The organism is Pseudomonas sp. P2S-1 (assembly GCF_057197725.1).
Genome location: NZ_CM170068.1, coordinates 5,473,492 through 5,496,582 on the forward strand (window position 1 = coordinate 5,473,492; position 23,091 = coordinate 5,496,582).

At 64.1% G+C, this 23,091-nt stretch carries 21 protein-coding genes and 1 pseudogene; 11 read left to right on the plus strand and 11 right to left on the minus strand.

Annotated elements, in window-relative coordinates; all coding sequences use genetic code 11:
• Positions 1-130: 130 nt before the first annotated feature.
• Together mqo and AC2CQI_RS24535 are read right to left on the minus strand one after the other, a co-directional pair.
• Positions 131-1,636: a malate dehydrogenase (quinone) gene (gene mqo, locus AC2CQI_RS24530; RefSeq protein WP_484578149.1), complete on the minus strand. Its 1,506-nt coding sequence runs from the start codon at positions 1,634-1,636 to the stop codon at positions 131-133.
• 606 nt (positions 1,637-2,242) lie between these two features.
• Positions 2,243-2,476, minus strand: a complete 234-nt coding sequence (locus AC2CQI_RS24535) for a hypothetical protein (protein ID WP_075801260.1) — start codon at positions 2,474-2,476, stop codon at positions 2,243-2,245.
• 172 nt (positions 2,477-2,648) lie between these two features.
• Here AC2CQI_RS24535 and AC2CQI_RS24540 point away from each other — a divergent pair, with 172 nt between their 5' ends.
• A complete protein-coding gene (locus AC2CQI_RS24540; protein ID WP_009405912.1) occupies positions 2,649-3,233 on the plus strand; it encodes a YajG family lipoprotein in 585 nt (194 codons plus the stop codon).
• Positions 3,234-3,394: 161 nt separating this feature from the next.
• Here AC2CQI_RS24540 and AC2CQI_RS24545 read toward each other — a convergent pair whose 3' ends face one another.
• Positions 3,395-3,601: a hypothetical protein gene (locus AC2CQI_RS24545; protein ID WP_075801259.1), complete on the minus strand. Its 207-nt coding sequence runs from the start codon at positions 3,599-3,601 to the stop codon at positions 3,395-3,397.
• A gap of 158 nt (positions 3,602-3,759) precedes the next feature.
• On the opposite strand from AC2CQI_RS24545, the gene AC2CQI_RS24550 reads away from it, so the two are divergent.
• Positions 3,760-4,020 carry a hypothetical protein gene (locus AC2CQI_RS24550; protein WP_484578150.1) on the plus strand — a complete coding sequence of 87 codons (261 nt, stop codon included), beginning with the start codon at positions 3,760-3,762 and terminating at the stop codon, positions 4,018-4,020.
• 156 nt (positions 4,021-4,176) lie between these two features.
• Here AC2CQI_RS24550 and AC2CQI_RS24555 read toward each other — a convergent pair whose 3' ends face one another.
• The gene (locus tag AC2CQI_RS24555; protein ID WP_484578151.1) at positions 4,177-5,343 is read right to left on the minus strand and encodes a 1-acyl-sn-glycerol-3-phosphate acyltransferase; all 1,167 of its coding nucleotides are present in this window, start codon (positions 5,341-5,343) and stop codon (positions 4,177-4,179) included.
• A gap of 107 nt (positions 5,344-5,450) precedes the next feature.
• Here AC2CQI_RS24555 and AC2CQI_RS24560 point away from each other — a divergent pair, with 107 nt between their 5' ends.
• Genes AC2CQI_RS24560 through AC2CQI_RS24570 form a run of 3 tightly spaced genes read left to right on the plus strand, consistent with a single transcriptional unit; the run spans position 5,451 to position 6,524 of the window.
• Entirely contained in the window at positions 5,451-5,633 is a 183-nt protein-coding gene (locus tag AC2CQI_RS24560; RefSeq protein ID WP_075801256.1) for a CPXCG motif-containing cysteine-rich protein, read from the plus strand.
• Entirely contained in the window at positions 5,633-5,893 is a 261-nt protein-coding gene (locus AC2CQI_RS24565) for a putative signal transducing protein (protein ID WP_075801255.1), read from the plus strand. Before AC2CQI_RS24560 ends, AC2CQI_RS24565 begins: the two co-directional genes overlap by 1 nt.
• Positions 5,894-5,903: 10 nt before the next feature.
• A complete protein-coding gene (locus AC2CQI_RS24570) occupies positions 5,904-6,524 on the plus strand; it encodes an SOS response-associated peptidase (protein ID WP_484578152.1) in 621 nt (206 codons plus the stop codon).
• Between the two features lie 123 nt (positions 6,525-6,647).
• Here AC2CQI_RS24570 and AC2CQI_RS24575 read toward each other — a convergent pair whose 3' ends face one another.
• Both AC2CQI_RS24575 and AC2CQI_RS24580 read right to left on the minus strand, forming a co-directional pair.
• A complete protein-coding gene (locus AC2CQI_RS24575) occupies positions 6,648-7,490 on the minus strand; it encodes a methyl-accepting chemotaxis protein (protein WP_420057708.1) in 843 nt (280 codons plus the stop codon).
• Positions 7,491-7,553: 63 nt separating this feature from the next.
• Positions 7,554-8,858: pseudogene (locus tag AC2CQI_RS24580) on the minus strand (cache domain-containing protein); the annotation flags it as partial.
• Between the two features lie 91 nt (positions 8,859-8,949).
• On the opposite strand from AC2CQI_RS24580, the gene AC2CQI_RS24585 reads away from it, so the two are divergent.
• Positions 8,950-9,768, plus strand: coding sequence for a M48 family metallopeptidase (locus tag AC2CQI_RS24585; RefSeq protein WP_484578153.1), 819 nt, complete (start codon positions 8,950-8,952; stop codon positions 9,766-9,768).
• 136 nt (positions 9,769-9,904) lie between these two features.
• Here AC2CQI_RS24585 and AC2CQI_RS24590 read toward each other — a convergent pair whose 3' ends face one another.
• From AC2CQI_RS24590 to AC2CQI_RS24610, 5 genes are all read right to left on the minus strand, one after another.
• The gene (locus tag AC2CQI_RS24590) at positions 9,905-10,489 is read right to left on the minus strand and encodes a TMEM165/GDT1 family protein (protein WP_178391948.1); all 585 of its coding nucleotides are present in this window, start codon (positions 10,487-10,489) and stop codon (positions 9,905-9,907) included.
• Between the two features lie 253 nt (positions 10,490-10,742).
• A complete protein-coding gene (locus AC2CQI_RS24595; RefSeq protein WP_484578154.1) occupies positions 10,743-11,741 on the minus strand; it encodes a methyltransferase in 999 nt (332 codons plus the stop codon).
• A 53-nt stretch (positions 11,742-11,794) separates the two neighbouring features.
• Positions 11,795-12,751 carry a 2-hydroxyacid dehydrogenase gene (locus tag AC2CQI_RS24600; RefSeq protein ID WP_484578155.1) on the minus strand — a complete coding sequence of 319 codons (957 nt, stop codon included), beginning with the start codon at positions 12,749-12,751 and terminating at the stop codon, positions 11,795-11,797.
• 19 nt (positions 12,752-12,770) lie between these two features.
• Positions 12,771-13,127 carry a MerR family transcriptional regulator gene (locus AC2CQI_RS24605; protein ID WP_484578156.1) on the minus strand — a complete coding sequence of 119 codons (357 nt, stop codon included), beginning with the start codon at positions 13,125-13,127 and terminating at the stop codon, positions 12,771-12,773.
• A 14-nt stretch (positions 13,128-13,141) separates the two neighbouring features.
• Positions 13,142-13,717 carry an NAD(P)H-dependent oxidoreductase gene (locus AC2CQI_RS24610; RefSeq protein ID WP_484578157.1) on the minus strand — a complete coding sequence of 192 codons (576 nt, stop codon included), beginning with the start codon at positions 13,715-13,717 and terminating at the stop codon, positions 13,142-13,144.
• A 233-nt stretch (positions 13,718-13,950) separates the two neighbouring features.
• On the opposite strand from AC2CQI_RS24610, the gene AC2CQI_RS24615 reads away from it, so the two are divergent.
• The 5 genes from AC2CQI_RS24615 to AC2CQI_RS24635 all read left to right on the plus strand — a co-directional run bounded on the left by AC2CQI_RS24615 (position 13,951) and on the right by AC2CQI_RS24635 (position 23,072).
• The gene (locus AC2CQI_RS24615; RefSeq protein ID WP_484578158.1) at positions 13,951-14,577 is read left to right on the plus strand and encodes a LysE family translocator; all 627 of its coding nucleotides are present in this window, start codon (positions 13,951-13,953) and stop codon (positions 14,575-14,577) included.
• 137 nt (positions 14,578-14,714) lie between these two features.
• Positions 14,715-16,397, plus strand: a complete 1,683-nt coding sequence (locus tag AC2CQI_RS24620; protein ID WP_075801246.1) for a fatty acid--CoA ligase — start codon at positions 14,715-14,717, stop codon at positions 16,395-16,397.
• Positions 16,398-16,718: 321 nt separating this feature from the next.
• Positions 16,719-18,620, plus strand: coding sequence for a DUF1302 domain-containing protein (locus tag AC2CQI_RS24625; protein WP_484578159.1), 1,902 nt, complete (start codon positions 16,719-16,721; stop codon positions 18,618-18,620).
• Between the two features lie 29 nt (positions 18,621-18,649).
• Positions 18,650-20,014 (plus strand): DUF1329 domain-containing protein, encoded by a 1,365-nt coding sequence (locus AC2CQI_RS24630; RefSeq protein WP_075801295.1) that lies wholly within the window; start codon positions 18,650-18,652, stop codon positions 20,012-20,014.
• A gap of 352 nt (positions 20,015-20,366) precedes the next feature.
• Positions 20,367-23,072 carry a helix-turn-helix transcriptional regulator gene (locus AC2CQI_RS24635; protein ID WP_484578160.1) on the plus strand — a complete coding sequence of 902 codons (2,706 nt, stop codon included), beginning with the start codon at positions 20,367-20,369 and terminating at the stop codon, positions 23,070-23,072.
• The last annotated feature ends 19 nt before the right edge of the window (positions 23,073-23,091 follow it).

Sequence of the window (23,091 nt, forward strand, 5' to 3'; positions counted from 1 at the left end):
GCACAGACCTTGAGACTTGTGCAGTACCTGTGGGAGCTGGCTTGTCGGACCGCCGCACCGCAGCGATGAAGTCTCCACGAATCCCAGGCATAAAAAAACGCCCAGAAGGGCGTTTTTTCATGGGTGCAGATCAGGCGTAGCTAGGCGCCGGACTGCTTTCGACCAGGCCCAGGGCCTCGTCGTTGTACGCGGCGATCTTGTGGTACAGATCGGCGTCGTCCGCCAGGACCTTTTCCCGCGCCGGGAAGATTTCCTTGAGCTTCTCGGCCCATTCGCCCTTGGTCTTGTCGGCGAAGCAGCGCTCGATCAGCTCCAGCATGATCGACACGGTCACCGAAGCACCCGGCGAAGCGCCCAGCAGTGCCGCGAGCGAGCCGTCCTGCGCAGCCACCAGTTCGGTCCCGAACTGCAGGATGCCGCCTTTCTTCGGGTCCTTCTTGATGATCTGCACACGCTGACCGGCCACTTCCAGGCGCCAGTCCTCGGCTTTCGCCTCGGGGTAGAAGCGGCGCAGGGAATCCAGGCGCTGCTCCATCGACTGCATCACTTCGCTGACCAGGTACTTGGTCAGGTCCATGTTGTCGCGGGCTACCGCGAGCATCGGGCCGATGTTGCCCATGCGTACCGACAGCGGCAGGTCGAGGAACGACCCGTGCTTGAGGAACTTGGTAGTGAAGCCGGCGTATGGCCCGAACAGCAGGGACTTCTTGCCGTCGACCACGCGGGTGTCCAGGTGCGGAACCGACATCGGCGGTGCACCGACCGCCGCCTGGCTGTAGACCTTGGCCTGGTGCTGCTTGACGATGTCCGGGTTGTCGCAACGCAGCCACTGGCCGCTGACCGGGAAGCCACCGAAGCCCTTGCCTTCCGGGATGCCCGACTGCTGCAGCAGCGGCAGGGCCGCGCCGCCGGCGCCGAGGAACACGAAGCGGGCGTCGACGTCACGGCTGCTGCCGCTGTTGACGTCCTTGACGGACACGGTCCAGCCGCTGCCGTTACGGCGCAGGCCGGTGACCTTCTTGGAGTACTTGACCTGTGCGTCCGCAGCGTTGCCCAGGTGCTTGAGCAGCTTGTTGGTCAGGGCCCCGAAGTTGACGTCGGTGCCTTTCATCACGCGGGTCGCGGCGATTTTCTGATCCGCCGGGCGGCCCGGCATCATCAGCGGCATCCAGTCCTTCATCACGGCCTGGTCTTCGGTGTATTCCATGTCGGCGAAGGCATGGTGCTGCTTGAGCAGCTCGTAGCGCTTCTTGAGGAAGGCGATGCCCTTGTCACCCTCGACGTAGCTCAGGTGCGGCACGGGGTTGATGAACGCCCGCGGCGAGCTGAACGCGCCTTTCTTGCTCAGGTAGGCCCAGAACTGCCGGGAAACCTCGAACTGGGTGTTGATGTGCACCGCTTTCTTGATGTCGATGCTGCCGTCGGCAGCCTGAGGCGTGTAGTTCAGTTCACACAGCCCGGCATGGCCGGTACCCGCGTTGTTCCACGGATTGGAACTTTCCGCGGCACCCGAATCCATCAACTCGACGACTTCCAGCTTGATCGCCGGGTCGAGTTCCTTGAGCAGCACGGCCAGGGTGGCACTCATGATGCCCGCGCCTACCAGTACTACATCGACTGCTTCGTTCTGCGCCATTAACGCATCTCCAAAATCATCAGCACCTAATTGACAGCATAGGATCCCGGCTCGCCGGAATCGCCATATCCGCTACTTCACAGTTTTTCCAACGTTCACGGACACTGCCAACCGGGCTCTCTACGTTGCATATGAACGCATTTCGCGGCCGGTGCGGCAATTCGACTTATGGTCGAGGCGCCCGTCGTGCGCTGTGGACCGGTCTCAGTCGTGCACCTCGGATGAGGACCGATACCCACTGCTTGAAGCTGCCAGGGACACTGATGATGCTTTTGCACATACCAGACTGTTCATGCTCGCCACACTCTTGTGAAGTTGTGAAAACCCGTTTTTTCACGCTCTTTTGGAGTCGTGAACCTCAAAAAGGAGCCGTGCAGGGCAGGCTCGTCAGGTTCAGTGCAGAGCGTGGAGGGCCGAGAAAAGCGGGCACACCGGCTGCGCAAGACCTGTGTGAACGGCTCTCTGTGGGCGATGGTGGTAGGTGCCGATGCTGGGCATTGGCGGTGTTGCGGGGCCCGATCAGGAGACGTCCTTATAATCGGGGGCAGATTATAACGATGTCGCGGGCAGAAATGGCCTTTATTACAGGTTTTTCTTGCGCATCCGTCAGGCGGCGAGGGCACGTTGCAGCAGATTGCCGCGACGACGCGGCACCAACCGGGCGCTGGCGGGCAGCGGACGGTTGAGCCAGTGCAGGCCGGATTCGTTGACTTCGACCCAGCCGGCCCCGACGGGCGGCTGTTCGCAGCACTTGAATGCCTGGCACAGGCCCTTGGCATCGAGGCGGGCGAAATGACGTTGTGGCTGGCGCTTGAAAAGCAGGGACCAGAAGCTGTTCATGGCGAAGTACCTTGTGGGGGCTGGCGCAAGGATAAGCCGGCGATGATGAAGTCCGTATGACAAGGGGAATCCGAGCATGAAAGAAGGGTCTTACAGCACAGGGATCCGATGACTGGCGCCATGGGCGCTGGGTATACTGGCGACCTTTGCCGCCATTCCAGGAGAGATGCGCATGTTGCAACGTTTGTTGTTCGGTTTGATCGCGGTGACCAGCCTGACCCTGGTGGGTTGCGCCCATAGCCCGCAACAACTCAGCCCGCAGCCGAAACTCACTGCCCAGCTAGCGCCCGTGGGCCATGGCCAGCCGGTGGTGGTACGGGTGGTGGACGGACGTGGCACCCAGACCCTCGGTACCCGCGGCGGTCTGTACCCGGAAACCAGCGCCATTACCGTGACCGGCAATGACGTGCTGCCAAAACTGCAGGCCCAGGCCGAAGCGGCCGTGCGTCTGCTTGGCTTCACCCCGACGCCGAATGCCTACAACGCGCCACAGCTGACCGTGACCCTGGCCGAGCTGAAGTACCAGTCGCCGAAAGAGGGCATGTACGTCACCGAGGCGACCATCGGCGCCACCTTCAAGGCTGACGTGAACAACGCCAACCGTCGCTACAGCGGCCGTTATGGCGCTTCCCTGGACCAGCGCTTCGGCATGGCGCCGAACCAGGAAACCAATACCAAGCTGGTCAGTGACGTGCTGAGCGATGCCCTGACCCGCCTGTTCAAGGACCCGACCATCGGTCAGGTGTTGGGCGAGTAAGCGTTACCTCCGCAATAAAAAAGCCCGCGTCCTGATCTCAGGGCGCGGGCTTTTTTTATTGCGGCTTGCGCGGACCCTGTGGGAGCTGGCTTGCCAGCGATGGCGTCGGTGAATTCACTACAGCAATCGCTGGCAAGCCAGCTCCCACAGGGTCCGCGTTGTCAGGCTGCTTCGACGTAGAAATCGAGCACGCTGATGCCGGTCTGGCTGTCCACTTCCGGCCAATGATCATGGTGATGGCCGCCCAGGGCGCAATAGACCAGCCACTGGCGGTCCTGGACGTTGAAGGCCAAACCGTCGATCAGCGCTTCCTGCTCCTCGCTCTGGGCAATCAGATAGAGGCGATCCTGGTTTTCGGCGTGCAGCATGACAAGCTCCGGTGCGTTGCGAGGGCGACAGGGTGGCTTGAGTTGATGACGAATGTATGAAAGCGACCGTCATTTGGTCGCAAAGCACGAGCGCGAACGGAAGGCTTGGGTAGAATGCGCGCGTTTCGATGCAATCGTGGTCAATTCGAGGTAAGGCGATGTCGCTGCAAATGCTCTGGGGGCTGTTCGTTGCCCACCCGGCCAAACTCATCAACCTGTTCGCCCTGGTGCTCACCTGCCCGGCGGGCCTGCTCCTGCACGGCGCCCGCCGGCGCGCGGCACGGGCCATGGACAGCCTGCCGGCAGGTGAAGCGGCGATCGACCTGCTGACCCAGCGGGTCAACCGCTTCCACTACAGCATGGGTTTCGCGTTTCTGGCGATGGCCATGCTGTTGTCGTGGGTCAGTACCTGGATCTGAGCCCGTAGGGGCACCGCTGACCCTGTAGGAGCGAGGCTTGCCCGCGAAGGACCGCGCAGCGGTCCCAAAATGGTGCTGGCAATGAGATCTTGGGACCGCTGCGCGGTCCTTCGCGGGCAAGCCACGCTCCTACAAGAAGAGCGCGTGTGTCTGGGGTCAGAGTGGCAGCCCGGCCTTGACCCGATACTGATTGCGCACCGGCATCGCATATTGCAACACCAGGTACGGCCGGTGCTCCTCAGGGCAAGCCTCCAGCCGCCGCTGCCATTCCGCCTGGGCCTTGGCCAGCTCTTCGCTGCCAAACACCTCGCTCGCCTTCGGAACCTGAAGCTCCGGGTCTGCCTCCGCCCATTGCGCATACGCCAGGTAATGCACCGGGAACAGCCGGTAGCCACCGAGGATCTGCTTGTCGATATGCGCGGCGAGCTGCTTGGTGTCCTCGAACGCGGCGGTCACCGGCGCGGTGAAGTTGATGTGCACCCGGCCCTTGTAGCCGGTGATGCCCAACCCGATGCTCAGGTCGTCCTCGCCCGGCGCCTTGGCATAGGTGCCGGTGGTCGCACGGATATACAGCTCGCGGGCCTTGGCCTGGTCGCACGGGTCGTATTCATAGCTGATCGACACCGGGCTCAGGTTCAGCGACTGGATCACCTCGCCGAACGGCTCGTCCTTGCGGCTCATGTGGAACATCTTGAGGATCGCCGAATCGGTACGGTCGTCGCCGTCCTTGGCCCGACCCTCGGCCTGGGCGATCCAGATCGAGGCACGGTCGTTGCGGATCGAGTGATTGATATAGGCCGACAGCAACTGGTAGGCCGCCAGCTTCTCGCGCCGGCCGCTGATGGAGCGGTGCACGATGAAGCTCTTGTTCAGGCGCATCATGTCGCTGACGAACGGCTTCTGCAGCAGGTTGTCGCCGATGGCGATGCGCGGGGTCGGCAGGCCGGCGTGGTACACGGCGTAGTTGACGAAGGCCGGGTCCATGACGATGTCACGGTGGTTGGCCAGGAACAGATAGGCGTTGCCCGACTTGAACTGCTCGACGCCGGTATAGGTGACGCCGTCGGTGGCCCGCTCGATGGTGTGGTCGACGTAGAACTCGACCTTGTCCTGCAGGGTCGCGACGCACTTCACCCCAGCGAACTCCTTGCGCAGGCGCCGGGCGATCAGCGGCTTGAGCAGCCAGCCGAAGCTGTCGGCCATCCGCGGGAAGCGGAACCGGGTCAGGATATCGAGGAATGCCGGATCGCTGAGCAAACGTGCCAGAACGGCAGGGACTTCAGCGTCGTCATAGGGTCGGATGGCATCGAATTCGCCCATCATGCTCTCTTGTTGTGAAACGACTAGGGTAAAGGGTGGGGTTGCGCCGCAAATCCGGGCTCGGGGCGCAGGACCGGCAATTATACGCACAAGTGACCGTGGAGGCCGCGATGCTCGAAACTGCGTTCTACGATTGTCCCTATTGCGGTGAGGAAGTGGAGACCACCATCGACCTCTCCGGCGGCGACCAGACCTATATCGAGGACTGCGCCGTCTGTTGTCGTCCGATTACCTTCATTCTGCAGGTGCACGGTGACGAATGGATGCTCGATGTGAAAAGCGAGAATGAGTGATGCGGCGAATCTATGACCCGGAAAACCTGCTGGAAGCCGAAGTCCTGCTGGGCATGCTCGGCAACGAGGGCGTCGATGTCCATCTGGTCGGCCGCGACCTGATGGGCGGTATCGGCGAGCTGCCGTTGCAGGGCCTGCTCGGCCTGGCCGTGCCGGATGACCAGGCCGAGTACGCACGGGAGCTGATCGCCGCGTACAATGCCGCCTTGCCGCTTCCTGGCGATGAGCCGGAGAGTTTCCCCGGAGTTCTGATTTGCTAGGTTTTGCCTGATGTGTGGACGCTACGCTCTCTTTCGCTGGTCGCCGGCCTTCGCCGCGCTGCCCGGCTTTCCCGCTGACCAGAAGGCGCAGTGGAACATTTCCCCTGGCGCCCAGGTGCTGATCCAGCGCCGGGAAGACGACCAGTTGACCCTGGCCCGCGCCCGCTGGGGCCTGACCCCGCCCTGGCTGACCGACCTGACCCGCACCCCGGCCCACGCCCGTGCCGAAACCCTCGCCGACCAGCCGATGTTCCGCGAAGCCTTCGCCAAGCGCCGTTGCCTGCTGCCGGCCAACGGCTTCTACGAATGGCGCGGCAATGCGCGCAAGCGCCCGTACTGGCTGACGCCGGGGGAAGGCTCGTCGTTGTTCTTCGCGGCGATCTGGGAGGCGTATCCGGTGCAGGAGCAAGTCTGGCTGAGTACGGCGGTGGTGACCCAGGCGGCGATGACCCAGCGCCGGCCGCTGATTCTCGATGCGGCGGGGCAGGCCGCCTGGCTGGATCCCGAGACCCCGCTGGCCGACCTCCATGCCCTTCTGGCCAGCCCTCCCGCCGCTTTGCGCGAGCGGGTACTGGCCAGCTTCGTCAATGATCCGAAACTCAATGCGCCGGAGTGCCTGACCCCGGCGTGATGTTTCAGCATTTTGGGGCTGCTTCGCAGCCCTTCGCGAGCAAGCTCGCTCCCACAGAGAACTGGCTCAAATTCCTGTGGGAGCGAGCTTGCTCGCGAAGGGCCGCAAAGCGGCCCCAATGCGTTAAACGCGGAACTGGTTGATCAGCCGGCGCTGCTGCTCTGCCAGCTTGGTCAGCTCGGCGCTGGCGCTGCTCGACTCATCAGCACCGCCCGCCACCTCGTTGGCCACCTGGCCGATATTGATCACGTTGCGGTTGATGTCCTCCGCCACCGCGCTCTGCTCTTCGGCGGCACTGGCGATCTGGGTGTTCATGTCGTTGATCACCGACACCGCACGGGTGATGCTTTCCAGCGCATCCGCCGCCTTGGCCGCCTGCTGCACGCTGATATCGGTCTTGCCCTGGCTGTCCTCCATGACCCGCACCACATCGCGGGTGCCCTGTTGCAACTGCTGGATCATCTGCTGGATTTCTTCGGTGGCCTGCTGGGTCTTCTGCGCCAGGTTGCGCACCTCATCGGCGACCACGGCGAAGCCACGGCCCTGTTCACCGGCCCGGGCCGCCTCGATGGCAGCGTTAAGCGCGAGCAGGTTGGTCTGTTCGGCAATGGCGCGGATCGCCACCAGGATGGCGTTGATGTTCTCGCTGTCCCGGGCCAGGGTCTGCACCACGCCCACGGCGCGGCCGATCTCGTCGGCCAGGGCGGTGATGGACTGCGAAGTGTCACGGACGATCGACAGGCCCTGGTTGGCCGCCTGGTCGGCATTACTCGCGGCCTGCGCGGCGTGGGTGGCATTGCGCGCCACGTCCTGGGCGGTGGCGGTCATTTCATGTACCGCCGTGGCCACCAGGTCGATTTCCGCCATCTGTTTATGCACGCCCTGGTTGGTGCGGATGGCGATATCGGCGGTGTGCTCCGACGAGTCGCTGACCTTCTGCACCGAGGTCACCACCTGGCTGATCATGGTCTGCAGCTTGGTCAGGAAGGTGTTGAAACCCTTGGCGATCGAGCCCAGTTCGTCGGCGCGGTCGCTGTGCAGGCGGCGGGTCAGGTCGCCTTCGCCCTGGGCGATATCGTCGAGCATCGCCACCATCTGCCGCAGCGGACGGGCGATACCGTGGGCCAGCAGCCAGATCACCAGCAGGCCGAGGGCGGCGATGGCCAGGCCGACCAGGGTCATGCCGGTAATGTCGGTGCGGCGCTGTTCGCTCAGTTCGTTCTGCATTTTCTCTGCGTCGGCCATCACCGCACTCAGCGGCAGGTCGATCAGCAGGGTCCAGCGCTGGGCGGTCTCGCCGATCTGGAAGGGCAGGAACAGGCGGATCTGACCGGCCTCACGGTCGAGGTCATAGCGCAGAGTATCGCCGCTGAGTTTGCTCAGGCCGGCCGCTTCGGCAGCCGGCAGCACCTCGCTGGCCTTTTCGCCGAACTTGCTTTCGTCCTTGGTATAGGCGACCAGGCGACCGTTGTTGGCGATCAGCGCCAGCTCGCCCGCACCGTTATACAGCTGGGCGTCGGCGGCCTTGAGCAGGTCCTGGATGAAGTTCACCGACAGGTCGGCGCCGACGATGCCCTGGAACTTGCCGTCGATCAGGATCGGCTGGATGAAGGAAGCGAGCATGACCATCTTGTCGCCGACCTTGTAAGGTGCCGGGTCGATGGCGCAGGCGCGTTTGGTCTCCTGGGAGCACAGGTAGTACTCGCTGGCGCGTACGCCGGTGGAGAGCAGGGTGTTGTTGCTCAGGTCGACCAGTTTTTCCAGGCCGAGGGTGCCGTCGGTATTGCGGTACCACCAGGGCTGGAAGCGGCCGTTGGCCGGGTCGATGCCTTCGACCGAGGTGCCGACATAGCCACCATCGTTGCGGTCGACGCCATTCGGCTCCCAGGCGATATAGGTGCCCAGCACCAGCGGGTTATCCACAAGGGTCTGCTTGAGCAGGCCGATCAGTTGCGCGCGATCGACGTTCAGGCGCGGATTGCCGGCCTCGTCCTTCATGCCGATCTGGGCATTGGTGGTGGCGACGCCGCGGGCGATCAACAGCGGTGCTTCGAGGCGCCGCAGGATCTGGCTGGCCTGGGTCTGGGCCAGGGCGGTAAGGCGCTGCTCGATGACCGCGTCGAACTGTTCCTGGGTCCGGCGTTCTACCAGGTCCTGGGTCCGCGCCCCTGAAAACACGGCATACAGCACCAGTGCTGCGACGATACTCAACACGATAGCGCCCGCCAGGGCCGCAACGGAAAACTGGATCGACTTGAACTTCATGGGTTGGGCTCCGAACGCCGGGAAAAGTCGCCTTGCCCCGCTGTTATCGGCGCGAAACCAGTAAATCATGAGGTGGTCAGAGAGAAATCTTTCCCAGCGGCTGTAGCGCGATCACTTGCGCCGTCCTAGGATACGGCCCATGTCAGAAGGGAGTGTTTACATGCGTAAATTGGTTGTTGTCGGTGCCTTGGGCGCTTCGATCCTGCTGGCTGGTTGCCAGGCGGTGAACACCACCAGCGGTGGGGCGGTCGGTGTCGAGCGCAAGCAATATATGTTCAGCATGCTGTCGACCGACCAGGTCAACCAGATGTATGCGCAGTCCTACCAGCAGACCCTGGGTGAGGCGTCCGGCAAGGGTGTGCTGGACAAGACCAGCGCCAATGCCAAGCGCATCCAGGCCATCGCCGACCGGCTGATCGCCCAGGCCCCGCAGTTCCGTCCGGATTCGGCGCAGTGGAACTGGGAAGTCAACCTGATCAAGAGCGACGAGCTCAATGCCAACTGTGGTCCTGGCGGCAAGATCATTTTCTATACCGGGCTGATCGACAAGCTGAAGCTGACCGACGATGAAATCGCCGCGGTGATGGGCCATGAAATCGCCCACGCCCTGCGCGAGCACGGGCGCGAGGCGATGTCCAAGGCCTATGGCATCCAGATGGCCCGCTCCGGCGCTGGCGCCTTGCTGGGGCTGGGTGAAGACAGCCTGCAACTGGCCGACACCGTCGTGCAGTACAGCCTGACCTTGCCCAACAGCCGCAGCAACGAGAACGAAGCCGACCTGATCGGCCTGGAGCTGGCGGCCCGCGCCGGCTACAACCCGAATGCCGCGATCACCCTGTGGAACAAGATGGCCCAGGCTTCGGGAGGCGAGTCTCCGCCTGAATTCATGAGCACCCACCCGGCTTCGGACAGCCGGATCGCCTCGTTGCAGGCGGCGATTCCGAAGGTGATGCCACTTTACGAGCAGGCGAAGAAGTAAACCTCCCAGCCTACTCGGACCCTGTGGGAGCTGGCTTGCCAGCGATGAGGCCATATCAGGCAACCTGGTTGTCAGGTCTGGCCCTATCGCTGGCAAGCCAGCTCCCACAGGGTTTTGTGTAGTCTGTTAGACCGAGTCAGCCCACCCAGCCACTGGCCTGCATCGCCGAATACACGGCAATCACCGCCAGCACCACGAAGGCACTCGCCGCCAGGCGACGAATCAGGGTCAGCGGCAGTTTCTCCGCCGCGAAGTTACCCGCCAGGACCACCGGCACGTTGGCAATCAGCATGCCCAGGGTGGTGCCGATGATCACCATGATCAGGTGCGGATACTGTGCCGCCAGCATCACCGTGGCGACCTGGGTCTTGTCGCCGATCTCCGCCAGGAAGAACGCGATCAAGGTGGTCAGGAACGGCCCGTAGCGCTTGGCGGTGCTGCCTTCGTCATCGTCCATCTTGTCCGGGATCAGCGTCCACGCGGCAGTCGCCAGGAAGCTCGCGGCAAGGATCCAGTGCAGGGTGACATTGCTGAAGAAGCTGCCCACCCAGGCCCCGACGGCACCGGCAGCGGCATGGTTGGCAAGGGTCGCGGCGACGATACCGGCAATGATCGGCCACGGCTTGCGGAAGCGCGCGGCGAGAATGAGGGCAAGCAGTTGCGTCTTGTCGCCGATTTCAGCGAGGGCAACGATTCCGGTGGGGACGAGCAGCGATTCCAGCATCAGGATTCCTACGGGGGCGGGTCGACACGGCTATGACACGTACGACCTCCCCGCCCCGGGTAAGGTGTGCGTGTCATAGGTCTTGTCAAACCCTGGATCCGTCTGATGCGGACCGTGGGTCGTGCGCGCCATGGTCTGTGGACCAAGTATGTTGACGTCGCACCATGCGAGCAGGGCGCTCGCGGGAGACTACTCCCCTAGGACGGAGCGGATTCTGCCTACGCGGATTCGTTTGCGCAAGTGCTGTTTTTCAGCCGCGCAGCGCCCGGTAGATCTTGAATCCATCGGCCTGGGCACGCGTTTCGCAGTTGCCCAGGGCGCCTTCGATCAGCGGCTGGTAGCGCAGGAAGCTGTTGGCAACCAGGCGCATTTCCCCGCCTTTTTTCAGATGATCGGCGGATTTTTTCAGCAGGTTTTCCGACGCCGCGTAGTTGGTGTGGACGCCGGTATGGAACGGCGGATTACTCAGAATGACGTCGAGTTGGCGAGGTGCGGAGTCGATCCCGTCGCCACTGATCACCTCGCCTTCCAGACCGTTGGCAGCCAGGGTCAGGCGGCTGCTGGCCACGGCGAAGGCGTCGACGTCGAGCAGGGTGACCCGGCTCTGTGGATAGCGGCGCTTGATCAGCGTGCCGAGCACCCCGGCACCGCAGCCGAAGTCCAGCACGTGGCCAGCGGGCAGGCCGTCGAGATGTTCCAGCAGCAGGGCGGTGCCGCGGTCCAGGCGGCCGTGGCTGAAGACCCCCGGCAGGCTGACGATCTGCAGCGGGCCATCGCTCAGCGGCAGCTCGAAACGCAGGGCCAGGCTGTCCAGCGACTGCGCGGCCGGCGGGTTATCCACCGTCACCTGCCACAGCTGGCAATGCCGGGCGCTGTCCAGCTTGCGCGGCTTGCCGAAGGCATGCAGCTGCTTCGCCGCACCCTCGATGCCGCCACGTTTCTCGCCGACCAGGTACAGGGTGCGCCCGCCCAGGCGCGAGGCGAGGGCGTTGAGCAGGTAGTTGGCGAGGTCGCGGGACTTGGGCAGGAACAGCACGGCCGCATCGAAGGCAACGTCGGGCACTTCTACGCCGTAATGGCTGCGGCCGGCGAAGCGTGCGTCGAGCAGCGCCTGGTCGCCGGCATGCCAGCTCCAGCCCCGGGCCTGTGGAAAAGTGCCCAGCAGGCTGTCGGCGGGTAACCCGGCGAGCAACAGCGGGCCGGTGAACAGATCGGCCTGACGAAGCAACACTTCACTGCGCGGGTCCATGGACGGCGGCTCCTGAGAAAAAGGGGGCGAATTCTAGCAGAAGCCGGCGCGCCTCAGCTGACCACGCGGCACGGCGCTCCGGCGAGGAAGGCGCGGGCGTTCTCGGTCAGTTGGCCGACGATGCGCTGCCGAGCTTCCACCGCGCCCCAGGCGCTGTGCGGGGTGACGATCAGGCGCGGGATATCGGCGGCCAGCAGCGGGTTGCCGTTGACCGGCGGTTCCACGCTCAGCACGTCGGTAGCGGCGCCGCCCAGGTGACCGGCCCGCAGGGCGTCGGCCAGGGCCTGCTCGTCGATCAGCCCGCCACGGGCCGTGTTGACGATGAAGGCGCCGGGCTTGAGCTGGGCGAGTTGCGCGGCGCCGATCATGTTGCGGGTGTTGTCGTTGAGCGGGCAGTGCAGGGTCAGGGCGTCGACCTGGGGCAGCAGTTCGTCGAGGCTCAGGCGATCATCGCGGGCCGGGCGACCGGGCAACTGGCCCATCAGCACGCGCATGCCGAAGGCTTCGGCCAGGCGGGCGACCGCACCGCCCAGTTCGCCGTGGCCGAGCAGGCCGAGGGTCTTGCCTTCCAGCTCGACGATAGGGAAGTCCAGCAGGCAGAACTGCTTGGCCTGGCTCCATTTGCCGGCGGCGACCGCCTGCTGGTAGTCGGGCAGGCGGGTGGCCAGGGCCAGCAGCAGGGCCAGGGTGTGCTGGGCCACCGACGGAGTGCCGTAGCCCTGGCAGTTGCAGACCACGATGCCGCGCTCGCGCGCTGCTTGCAGATCGACATTGTTGGTGCCGGTGGCGGCCACCAGGATCAGCTTCAGGTCCGGGCAGGCCTTGATCACCGCTGCATCCAGCAGCACCTTGTTGCTGATCGCCACGCTGGCGCCTTGCAGGCGTTGCACCACTTGCTCCGGCGCGGTGGCTGGGTGCACGTCGAAGTGGGTGAAGCTGTCGCGCAGGTCGCTGAGGTCGAGATCGCCCAGGTCCAGCGAGCTATGGTCGAGAAAGACGGCGTGGGTCATGGCGAGGCTCCTGGGGAATTCAGAGATGGAAACAGCTGTCGGGGACCTGCTGCAGGTTGGCGTCGAAGGCGTGCAGGTCGGCGAGCTGGCGTTGCAGTTCGTCGATCCGCTGCTGCACCTGCGCGCCTTTGGCCGCGATGGCTGTGCGGATGCCCTCGCGGCTGGTCTGGCCGCCGGCCATTAGAGCCTGCATCTCCCTGAGGGTAAAGCCGAGCTTCTGTGCGCATTTGATCAGCACCAGCAACTCGACCGTGTGCTGGTCATAGACTCGGTACTTGCCCTGGCGCGAAGCCGGGGGCAGCAGGCCGATGCTTTCGTAATGGCGAATGGTCTTGATGGTGGTCGCGGACAGGCGGGCGGCTTCGCCGATGTACATCGAAAATCCTTTTTTCAACGCAGGGCCAGCGTGCGGGCCTGTTCAAGCCAGGCCTGGCGCTGCCGGGGTGTGGACGACAGAAGAGGGCCGAACGTTAGCGTCTTTTCCGGGCGGATACCACAGAAGGCCAGGGTGGTGCGGCGCATCTGGTGCAGGCCGGGCATGGCGTAGACCCAGCGGTAGTACCAGGGCGGGGTGTCCATGGTCACCAGCAGGTGGGCGTGGCGCCCGGCCAGGAGTTTTTCCGGGAAGGGCGAGCCGGGCTTGTAGCGGAAGGCGAAGCCCGGGAGCAGGATGCGGTCGAGGAAACCCTTGAGCAGCGCCGGGATGCCGCCCCACCAGATGGGGAAGACCAGGACCAGGCGGGTGGCGTGGGTGATGGCTTGCTGGGCGTCGAGCAGGTCCGCTTCGAGGGGCTGGGGCTGGCGGTAGCCTTGGCGCAGGATGGGGTCGAAGTCGAGATCGCCGAGATGGAGCGTGCGGACTTCGTGGCCGGCCTGGCGGGCGGAGTCCTGGTAGTGCCGGGCGAGGGCGGCGCAGAAGCTGTCGCTGGACGGGTGACCGAGGAGGATGAGGATGCGTTGGGTCATGGTGGGTTCCTGCCTGAAAAGCGGGCAGGTTGGGATGTGACCTGTGGGGGAGAGTCAAGTTTTTGTGGTGATGCTGAGGGCCTCATCGCTGGCAAGCCCACAGTGATCGCGGTGCACACGGACCCTGTGGGAGCTGGCTTGCCAGCGATGAGGCCAGTGAGGTCACCTTCCCAGCTCAAGTTGTAACAAGGTGTTAAGGTGTCGACCCACTTCCTCACCAGGAGCCCCCGTTCGTGTACTGGGCAGAATTCCTCACCGTCGCACTCATCCACCTGCTCGCCGTGGCCAGCCCCGGCCCCGACTTCGCCGTGGTGGTGCGGGAAAGTGTTACCCATGGCCGCCGCGCCGGCACCTGGACCGCCTTTGGCGTGGGCACCGCGATCTTCCTCCACGTCGGCTACTCGCTGCTGGGCATCGGCCTGATCGTGTCGCAGTCGATCATGCTGTTCAACGCGCTGAAATGGGCCGCTGCGGCCTACCTGGTGTACATCGGCTTCAAGGCTCTGCGCGCCCGGCCGGCTGCGGCCGGCGAGTCGATCCAGGTTTCCACCGTCGAGCGCACCCCGCGCGCCGCGTATATCGCCGGCTTCATGACCAATGGTCTCAACCCCAAGGCTACGCTGTTCTTCCTTTCGCTGTTCACCGTGGTCATCGATCCGCACACCCCGCTGCTGGTCCAGGCCGGCTATGGCGTGTACCTGGCCCTGGCCACCGGCCTGTGGTTCTGCCTGGTCGCCATGCTCTTCAGCCAGGCCCGGGTGCGGGCGGCGTTCGCCCGTATGGGCCACTGGTTCGACCGCACCATGGGCGCGGTGCTGATCGCCTTGGGGATCAAGATCGCCTTCAGCGAAATGCGCTGAACAGAGGGCCGGACGGCATGACCGTTCGGTCGAAAGGCGGCCAAATCATTCCTTTGGCTGATTTTGCCGCCGCGGCCCCGTTCTAGAGTAAGGACCGCTTGTCCAATGCCTCGTGCAACTCCAGAAAAGGGATTCCCATGTTGCAGACCCGTGTCATTGCTCCCGCCCAGGGTGCGTATCAGTTCCCGCTGCTGATCAAGCGCCTGCTGATGTCCGGCAGCCGCTACGAGAAAACCCGCGAGATCGTCTATCGCGACCAGCTGCGCTACAGCTACCCGACCCTCAACGAGCGTATCGCGCGCCTGGCCAACGTCCTGACCGAAGCCGGCGTGAAGGCCGGGGATACCGTGGCGGTGATGGACTGGGACAGCCATCGCTACCTGGAATGCATGTTCGCCATCCCGATGATCGGCGCGGTGGTGCACACCATCAACGTACGCCTGTCGCCGGAACAGATCCTCTACACCATGAACCACGCCGACGACCGCGTCGTGCTGGTCAACAGCGATTTCGTCGGGCTCTACCAGGCCATTGCCCCGCAACTGACCACGGTGGAAAAGACTCTGCTGCTCACCGACGGCCCGGAGAAAACCGCCGAGCTGCCCAATCTGGTCGGCGAGTACGAGCAACTGCTGGCGGCGGCCAGCCCGCACTACGACTTCCCGGATTTCGACGAGAACTCCGTCGCCACCACCTTCTACACCACCGGCACCACCGGCAACCCCAAGGGTGTGTACTTCACCCACCGCCAGCTGGTGTTGCACACCATGGGCGTGGCCACTGTTACCGGTAGCATCGACAGCGTGCGCCTGCTCGGCACCGACGATGTCTACATGCCGATCACCCCGATGTTCCACGTGCATGCCTGGGGCATCCCGTACGTGGCCACCATGCTCGGGCTCAAGCAGGTCTACCCCGGGCGCTACGAGCCGGACATGCTGGTCAAGCTCTGGCGCGACGAGAAAGTCAGCTTCTCCCACTGCGTGCCGACCATCCTGCAGATGCTGCTCAACTGCAAGACCGCGCAGGACGAGGACTTCGGCGGCTGGAAGATCATCATCGGCGGCAGCGCCCTGAACCGCGCGCTGTACGACGCAGCCAAGGCCCGCGGCATCCAGCTGACGGCGGCCTATGGCATGTCCGAGACCTGCCCGCTGATCTCCTGCGCCCACCTCAACGAAGAACTGCTGGCCGGCAGCGAAGACGAGCGCACCACCTACCGCATCAAGGCCGGAGTGCCGGTGCCTCTGGTGGAGGCGGCGATCGTCGATGGCAACGGCAACTTCCTCCCGGCCGATGGCGAGTCCCAGGGCGAACTGGTGCTGCGCGCGCCATGGCTGACCATGGGGTACTTCCGCGAGCCGGAGAAGAGCGAGGAACTGTGGGCCGGCGGCTGGCTGCACACCGGCGACGTCGCCACCCTCGATGCCATGGGCGTGATCGATATCCGTGACCGTATCAAGGACGTGATCAAAACCGGCGGCGAGTGGATCTCGTCGCTGGATCTGGAAGACCTCATCAGCCGCCACGGTGCCGTGCGTGAGGTGGCGGTGGTCGGCGTCGCCGATCCGCAGTGGGGCGAGCGTCCGTTCGCCCTGCTGGTGGTGCGCGAGGGCGCGAGCATCGATGCCCGGGAATTGAAGGAACACCTCAAGCCGTTCGTCGAACTTGGCCATATCAACAAGTGGGCGATTCCCAGCCAGATCGCCCTTGTTACCGAAATTCCCAAGACCAGCGTCGGCAAGCTCGACAAGAAGCGCATTCGCGTCGACATCCTCGAGTGGCAGGCCAGCAACAGCGCCTTCCTTTCCACCCTGTAGGCCGCAGCGGCTCGCACCTTCCACGGTGCGAGCCGCATTCCAGAGGCTTCGCCGCCTTGTGAAATGAAAAAAATCAGCCATTCTTGCCCGGCCAGTCTTCGCGTCGTCCGCTCAGGCAGCACCACGGACGAGGGTGATGTGCAAATCACACTTTAGAGGGATCAAGCACTACTACCTGCTGGCTATAGTCGGGTCAGGGGATTTTGAGGAATGGGGAAGGCGCTCCAGCGCAACCGACACGCCCTGCCAACTGGCGACCGCTCGGCCTCGTTTCTTTGAAGGACTCACTGCCATAAAAATAAAGTACATGGAGTAGCGTCGATGACATCAGTAAATCTGTTCTGGCGCCGGGCGAAACTGCCCCTGGCCGTCAGCCTCGCTTCTACGCTTGCAAGTCCTGCATTCGCGGTCAGTTTCAATATCGGGGAGATCGAGGGGAGTTTCGACTCGTCGCTGTCCGTCGGTGCGAGCTGGTCCACCGAGAAGGCGAACAAGAACCTGATCGGGGTCAACAACGGCGGCCACGGCCTGTCGCAGACCTCCGACGATGGCCACCTGAACTTCAAGCGCGGTGAGACCTTCTCGAAGATCTTCAAGGGTATCCACGACCTCGAACTCAAGTACGGCGACACCGGCGTCTTCGTCCGTGGCAAGTACTGGTACGACTTCGAGCTGAAGGACGAGGGCCGCGAATTCAAGGACATCAGCGACTCCAACCGCAAGGAAGGCGCCAAGTCATCCGGCGGGCAGATTCTCGACGCATTCGTCTACCACAACTACGCCATTGCCGATCAGCCGGGCTCCGTGCGCCTGGGCAAGCAGGTGGTGAGCTGGGGTGAAAGTACCTTCATCGGTGGCGGTATCAACTCCATCAACCCGATCGACGTGTCCGCGTTCCGCCGTCCGGGTGCCGAGATCAAGGAAGGCCTGATCCCGGTCAACATGTTCTACGTGTCCCAGAGCCTGACCGACAACCTGTCGGCCGAAGCCTTCTACCAGTTGGAATGGGACCAGACCGTAGTGGACAACTGCGGCACCTTCTTCTCCCAGCCGGACGTGATCGCCGATGGTTGCAACAACAACCTGGCGGTACTGGCGAAGCAGTCGAGCATCGCTTCCCCGGCTGTGCGCAATGCCCTGACCCAACTGGGCGTGACCCACGGTTCGCCTGACGAAGGTGTAATCGTGAAGCGCGGCCCGGACCGCGATGCCCGTGACAGCGGCCAGTTCGGTGTCGCCATGCGCTATGTGTTCGAACCGCTGAACACCGAGTTCGGTGGTTACTTCATGAACTACCACAGCCGCGCGCCAATCTTCAGCGGCAAGGGCGGTCCGGCCAGCTCATACAGTCCGGCCAACCTGGTTGGCCGGTTGATGGCCAACGGCCTGAGCCTGGCCCAGGCCAGCGCCTTGGCGCCAAGCCTGTTGCCACTGGTGGTGGCGGGCAACTCCAGCTACTACGTCGAATATCCTGAAGACATTCGCCTGTACGGCCTGAGCTTCTCCACCACCCTGCCTACCGGCACTGCGTGGAGTGGCGAGATCAGCTACCGTCCGAACGCACCGGTACAGCTCAACACCACCGATATCCTGTACTCCGGCCTGACTCCGCTGGATCCGACCGCGTCCGTCCTGCAAGGGCGTCCGGGCACCGATCAGCCGGGCTACCGCCGCAAGGAAATCACCCAGTTGCAGACCACCTTCACCCACTTCTTCGATCAGGTCATGGGCGCCAGCCGCCTGACCGTGGTGGGCGAGGTCGGCTGGACCCACGTCGGTGGCCTGGAAAGCAACTCCGAAGCCCGCTACGGCCGCGACCCGGTCTACGGCCCAGGCCCGCTGCCGAATGGCCGTTGCGCCTCGCTCAACGGCAGCACCCTGGCCGGCGGACCACAGAACAACCTGACCCGTTACTGCGAAAACGACGGTTTCACCACCTCCGACTCCTGGGGTTACCGCGCCCGTGCCATCTGGGACTACCCGGACGTGTTCGCCGGTGTGAACCTCAAGCCGAGCGTGGCCTGGTCCCACGACGTGGATGGTTACTCGCCAGGCCCTGGCGGCAACTTCGAGGAAGGTCGCAAGGCCGTCAGTCTCGGTCTCGAGGCCGACTACCTCAACACCTACACCGCCAACCTGTCGTACACCAACTTCTTCGACGGCAAGTACACCACCGTGGATGACCGCGACTTCGTCGCCCTCAGCTTCGGCATGAACTTCTAAGCGCATTTTTCAGGAAGAAGCACATGACCATGATCAACACCAAGACCTTGCTCAAAGCCGGCGTGCTGGGCCTGTCCCTGCTGGCGAGCAGCGTGATGGCCGCGGTTTCCGCCGACGAAGCCGCCAAACTGGGCACCACCCTGACCCCGATGGGCGCGGAAAAGGCCGGTAACGCCGACGGCTCCATCGGCCCGTGGGAGCCGCTCTCCAAGACTGCCGGCAGCGTCGATGCCCGGGGCTTCCTGTCCGACCCGTACGGCAGCGACAAGCCGCTGTTCACCATCACCGCGCAGAACGTCGAGCAGTACAAGGACAAGCTGTCCCCTGGCCAGATCGCCATGCTCAAGCGCTACCCCGACAGCTACAAGCTGCCGGTGTACAAGACCCACCGCGGCGCCACCGTCCCGGACGACGTGTTCGCCGCGATCAAGAAGAACGCCACCGCGACCACCCTGGTCGAGGGCGGCAACGGCCTGAACAACTTCCAGGTCGCCGTGCCGTTCCCGATTCCGAAAAGCGGTGTCGAGGTGATCTGGAACCACATCACCCGCTACCGCGGCGGCAGCGTGACCCGCCTGGTGACCCAGGCCACGCCGCAGCAGAACGGCAGCTACAGCCTGGTGTACTTCCAGGACCAGTTCGTCTTCCGTGACCGCATGAAGGACTACGATGCCGCCAACCCGGGCAACGTGCTGTTCTACTTCAAGCAGGAAGTGACCGCACCGGCGCGTCTGGCCGGTACCGTGCTGCTGGTCCACGAGACCCTCGACCAGGTCAAGGAACCGCGCAAGGCGTGGATCTACAACGCCGGCCAGCGTCGGGTGCGCCAGGCGCCGCAGGTGTCCTACGACGGTCCGGGTACTGCCGCCGACGGCCTGCGTACCTCCGACAACCTCGACATGTACAACGGTGCGCCGGATCGCTACGACTGGAAACTGGAAGGCAAGAAGGAGATGTACATCGCCTCCAACGCCTACAAGCTCGACTCGCCGACCCTCAAGTACGCGGACATCATCAAGCCTGGGCATATCAACCAGGACCTGACCCGCTACGAGCTGCGCCGTGTCTGGCATGTGGTCGCCACCCTGAAACCGGGTCAGCGCCATATCTACGCCAAGCGTGACTTCTACATCGACGAGGACACCTGGCAGGCTGCGGTGATCGACCAGTACGACGGTCGTGACCAGCTGTGGCGTGTTTCCGAGGCCCATGCCCAGGACTACTACAACGTCCAAGTGCCGTGGTACACCCTGGAAGCCATCTATGACCTGCAATCGGGTCGTTACCTGGCGCTGGGCATGAAGAACGAGGAGAAAAAATCCTACGACTTCGGCTTCACTGCCTCGAAGGCTGACTTCCAGCCGGCGGCCCTGCGCCAGTCGGGCATTCGTTAAGTTTCAGTTACTCCGTGTGATCCCCCAGAACGCCCCGGCCTTGCCGGGGCGTTTTGATTTGTGGTGGTCTCTCGGGCCTCATCGCTGGCAAGCCAGCTCCCACAGGTACAGCACAAACCTTGAGACTTGTGCTGTACCTGTGGGAGCTGGCTTGCCAGCGATGAGGCCACCAGCAGCACCCTCAATCTTCCCTGCAAGGCAGTCATCCCTTGCCCCTGATCAATGTTGTTTCTGTTGCTTCTTGTTGTAGTCTTTTTTTCCTTTCCTGCTGCAATCACCTTCAAATGTGCCGGCTAAACCGCTAGTCTCCGGCAATCCCTGTCGCCGAGACTTTCCACCAACCGAGCCGGCCATGACCGATCTGTCCAGCACGCAAGGGTTCCCCGGCCAGACCGTGTCTGCGCTGGAAGGGCGTTTCTACCGGCCGCCGCTGCCTGACGGGCATGTGCCGCGCGCTCGCCTGTGCCAGCGCCTGCAGGCCGGGCTCGGTGGTCGGCTGCTGCTGGTCAATGCTCCCGCTGGCTTCGGTAAAAGCTCCCTGGCGGTTGAGTTCTGCCAGAACCTGCCCGCGCAATGGCGCAGCCTGTGGCTGGGCTTGAGCAAGCGTGATGCCGATCCCGGTCGCTTCCTCGAACGCCTGCTCGAAGGCCTCCAGCAACACTGCCCGAGCCTCGGCGCCCAGGCCCTCGGCCTGCTGAAGATGCGCCAGCGCCACCAGCCCTTCGCCTTCGAGGAATGGCTCGACGGCCTGCTCGACGAACTGGCCGTGCACCTGCAAGGCGGCGCGCCGATCCTCCTGGTCCTCGACGACTATCACCTGGCCCAGGGGCCGGTGCTCGACCGCTGCCTGCAATTCTTCCTCAACCACCTGCCGCCAGGGCTGGTGCTGCTGGTCACCAGCCGCCTGCGCCCGGACTGGCACCTGGCGCGCCTGCGCCTGTCGCGGCAACTGCTGGAACTGACCGAGCAAGACTTGCGCCTGACCCCCGACGAATCCTTCGCCGTACTCGGCCAGCATCCCTCGCTCCTGCGTGGCCAGGCGCTGGACAACCTGGTCCAGCGCAGCGACGGCTGGGTCGCCGGCCTGCGCTTCTGGCTGCTGGCGGCCAACGAATCCGGTGCCGACCACCATCTGCCCCAGGCCCTGCACGGTGGCGAAGGGCTGATCCGCGATTACCTGCTGGAAGAAGTCATCGACTGCCTGCCGCCCGAGGTGCAGGCCTTCCTCAACGACACCGCCTGCCAGGACCGCTTCTGCGCCGACCTCTGCGACGCCCTGCGGGAAAGCCACGACAGCAGCGAGATCCTGCGCTTCCTGCAATCGCACCAGGTGTTCCTCGTGCCGCTGGACGAACACGGTTACTGGTTCCGCTATCACCATCTGTTTTCCGACCTGCTGCGCACCCGCCAGGCCAGCTTGCCGTTGTCGAGCCTGTACCTGCGGGCGTGCCGCTGGTTCCACGGCCAGGGCCTGCTCGACGAAGCGGTGGAACAGGCGTTGCGTGCCGGCCATCTTGATGTCGCCGCCAACCTGGTGCAGAACCTTTCGGAAGAACAACTGCTGGCCGAGCAGAACGTCGGCATGCTCCTGCGCTGGAAGATGGACCTGCCCGATAGCCTGCTGATCAGCACACCGCGGCTTATCGTCCTGTACAGTTGGGCCCTCGGCCTGGCTTGCCAACTGGATGCGGCCGAGGAACTGGCCAGCCACCTCAGCCGCTTCCTTCCGGCACCCTCGGCCACCGCGCAGAAATCCATGCTCGCCCAATGGCTGGCGCTGAGCGGGATCATCGCCCGCGGGCGCGGCGATCGCGAGCGCACCAGATCCTATTGCGAGCAGGCCCTGCAAAGCCTGCCGCACAAGCGCTACGGGCAACGCCTGATGTGCCTCTCGACCCTGTCCAACCTGGCCATCGCCGATGCCGATTTCTGGCGCGCCCGGGGCTGGAACCGTGAAGCACTGGAGCTGGCGCAACGGGTCGGCAATCCGCTGTTCGAAGCCTTGACCCATTATGACCGTGCCCGGGTCCTGCATGCCCGGGGCGAAGTACTGCGGGCCATGGATGAAGTGCGCCAGGGCCTGCATCGGCTACGCGGGCTGTCGTCGCAGCGGCTGTATGCGGTACGCGCGCGGTTGATGCTGTACGAGGGCTACCTGCTGGTCGGGCGTCTGCAATCCGACGCCGGCCGCAGTCGTCTGCGAGCCGGACTGATCGAGGCCCGGGCCTGTCGCGATATCAGCGTGCTGATCGGCCACTGCGCGCTGGCGACCCTGGACGGGCGCGAAGGGCGTTTCGCCGAAGCGTTCGCCGAGCTGGCCGAGGCCGAACGCCTGATGCATATCTGGGACGTGCCGCCGATCTTCTACCTGGCGATGATCACCCTGGTGAAATGCGAACTGTGGCTGGCCCAGGGGCGCAACGACCTGGCCGAGTCCTGGCTGCTGCGCCTGAGCCAGACCTATGGTGGTCAGCAGGCTGCGGCGGCGCCGGAATTCCATCCGTTGCTGCCGCTGCATATCGAGTTGCAGCAGGCCTTGCTGGAGCAGGCCCAGGGGCGGAGCGCCCAGGCCGGGCAGCGCTTGCAGGCGCTGGTCAACCGTGGGCAGGCCAGTGGTGGGCAGTTGCTGTGTGTGATCGCGCTGTGTCAGCAGGTTGGTTTGTTGCTGGCGCAGGGAGAGCAGGCGGAGGCCCGCGAGCGTTTTGTCCAGGCGCTCGAAGCGGCGCGGGGCGGGGCGTTGCAACCGTTCCAACGCCTGCTTGCGGAGCATCCCGACTGGTTGCGTGAACAGCTTCAGGCGCAGCCGGCGAGCCCGGCGCAGGCCAGTTTGCTGGGGCTGCTGCCGAGCCAGGAAGCGGCCAGTGCGGACACCCTCAGTGCCCGCGAACATTCGGTGCTCAAGTTGATTGCCCAGGGGTGCTCCAACCAGGAAATCAGCGAGCAACTGTTCATCTCGCTGCATACCGTGAAGACCCACGCCAGCCATATCAACAGCAAGCTCGGGGTTGAGCGGCGCACCCAGGCGGTGGCCCGGGCCAAGTCGCTGGGGCTTTTGTAACGGGGTTATACTCGGATTG

Bases quoted from the DNA above. Each gene is read 5' to 3' on its own strand.
- AC2CQI_RS24540 (WP_009405912.1), top strand. From the start codon at position 2,649: ATGTTGCAACGTTTGTTGTTCGGTTTGATCGCGGTGACCAGCCTGACC.
- AC2CQI_RS24555 (WP_484578151.1), bottom strand. From the start codon at position 5,343: ATGATGGGCGAATTCGATGCCATCCGACCCTATGACGACGCTGAAGTC.
- AC2CQI_RS24620 (WP_075801246.1), top strand. From the start codon at position 14,715: ATGTTGCAGACCCGTGTCATTGCTCCCGCCCAGGGTGCGTATCAGTTC.
- AC2CQI_RS24585 (WP_484578153.1), top strand. From the start codon at position 8,950: ATGCGTAAATTGGTTGTTGTCGGTGCCTTGGGCGCTTCGATCCTGCTG.
- AC2CQI_RS24565 (WP_075801255.1), top strand. From the start codon at position 5,633: ATGCGGCGAATCTATGACCCGGAAAACCTGCTGGAAGCCGAAGTCCTG.
- AC2CQI_RS24630 (WP_075801295.1), top strand. From the start codon at position 18,650: ATGATCAACACCAAGACCTTGCTCAAAGCCGGCGTGCTGGGCCTGTCC.
- AC2CQI_RS24570 (WP_484578152.1), top strand. From the start codon at position 5,904: ATGTGTGGACGCTACGCTCTCTTTCGCTGGTCGCCGGCCTTCGCCGCG.
- AC2CQI_RS24600 (WP_484578155.1), bottom strand. From the start codon at position 12,751: ATGACCCACGCCGTCTTTCTCGACCATAGCTCGCTGGACCTGGGCGAT.
- AC2CQI_RS24595 (WP_484578154.1), bottom strand. From the start codon at position 11,741: ATGGACCCGCGCAGTGAAGTGTTGCTTCGTCAGGCCGATCTGTTCACC.
- AC2CQI_RS24535 (WP_075801260.1), bottom strand. From the start codon at position 2,476: ATGAACAGCTTCTGGTCCCTGCTTTTCAAGCGCCAGCCACAACGTCAT.
- AC2CQI_RS24575 (WP_420057708.1), bottom strand. From the start codon at position 7,490: ATGATCAGCCAGGTGGTGACCTCGGTGCAGAAGGTCAGCGACTCGTCG.
- AC2CQI_RS24610 (WP_484578157.1), bottom strand. From the start codon at position 13,717: ATGACCCAACGCATCCTCATCCTCCTCGGTCACCCGTCCAGCGACAGC.
- AC2CQI_RS24545 (WP_075801259.1), bottom strand. From the start codon at position 3,601: ATGCTGCACGCCGAAAACCAGGATCGCCTCTATCTGATTGCCCAGAGC.
- AC2CQI_RS24635 (WP_484578160.1), top strand. From the start codon at position 20,367: ATGACCGATCTGTCCAGCACGCAAGGGTTCCCCGGCCAGACCGTGTCT.
- AC2CQI_RS24625 (WP_484578159.1), top strand. From the start codon at position 16,719: ATGACATCAGTAAATCTGTTCTGGCGCCGGGCGAAACTGCCCCTGGCC.
- mqo (WP_484578149.1), bottom strand. From the start codon at position 1,636: ATGGCGCAGAACGAAGCAGTCGATGTAGTACTGGTAGGCGCGGGCATC.
- AC2CQI_RS24550 (WP_484578150.1), top strand. From the start codon at position 3,760: ATGTCGCTGCAAATGCTCTGGGGGCTGTTCGTTGCCCACCCGGCCAAA.
- AC2CQI_RS24560 (WP_075801256.1), top strand. From the start codon at position 5,451: ATGCTCGAAACTGCGTTCTACGATTGTCCCTATTGCGGTGAGGAAGTG.
- AC2CQI_RS24605 (WP_484578156.1), bottom strand. From the start codon at position 13,127: ATGTACATCGGCGAAGCCGCCCGCCTGTCCGCGACCACCATCAAGACC.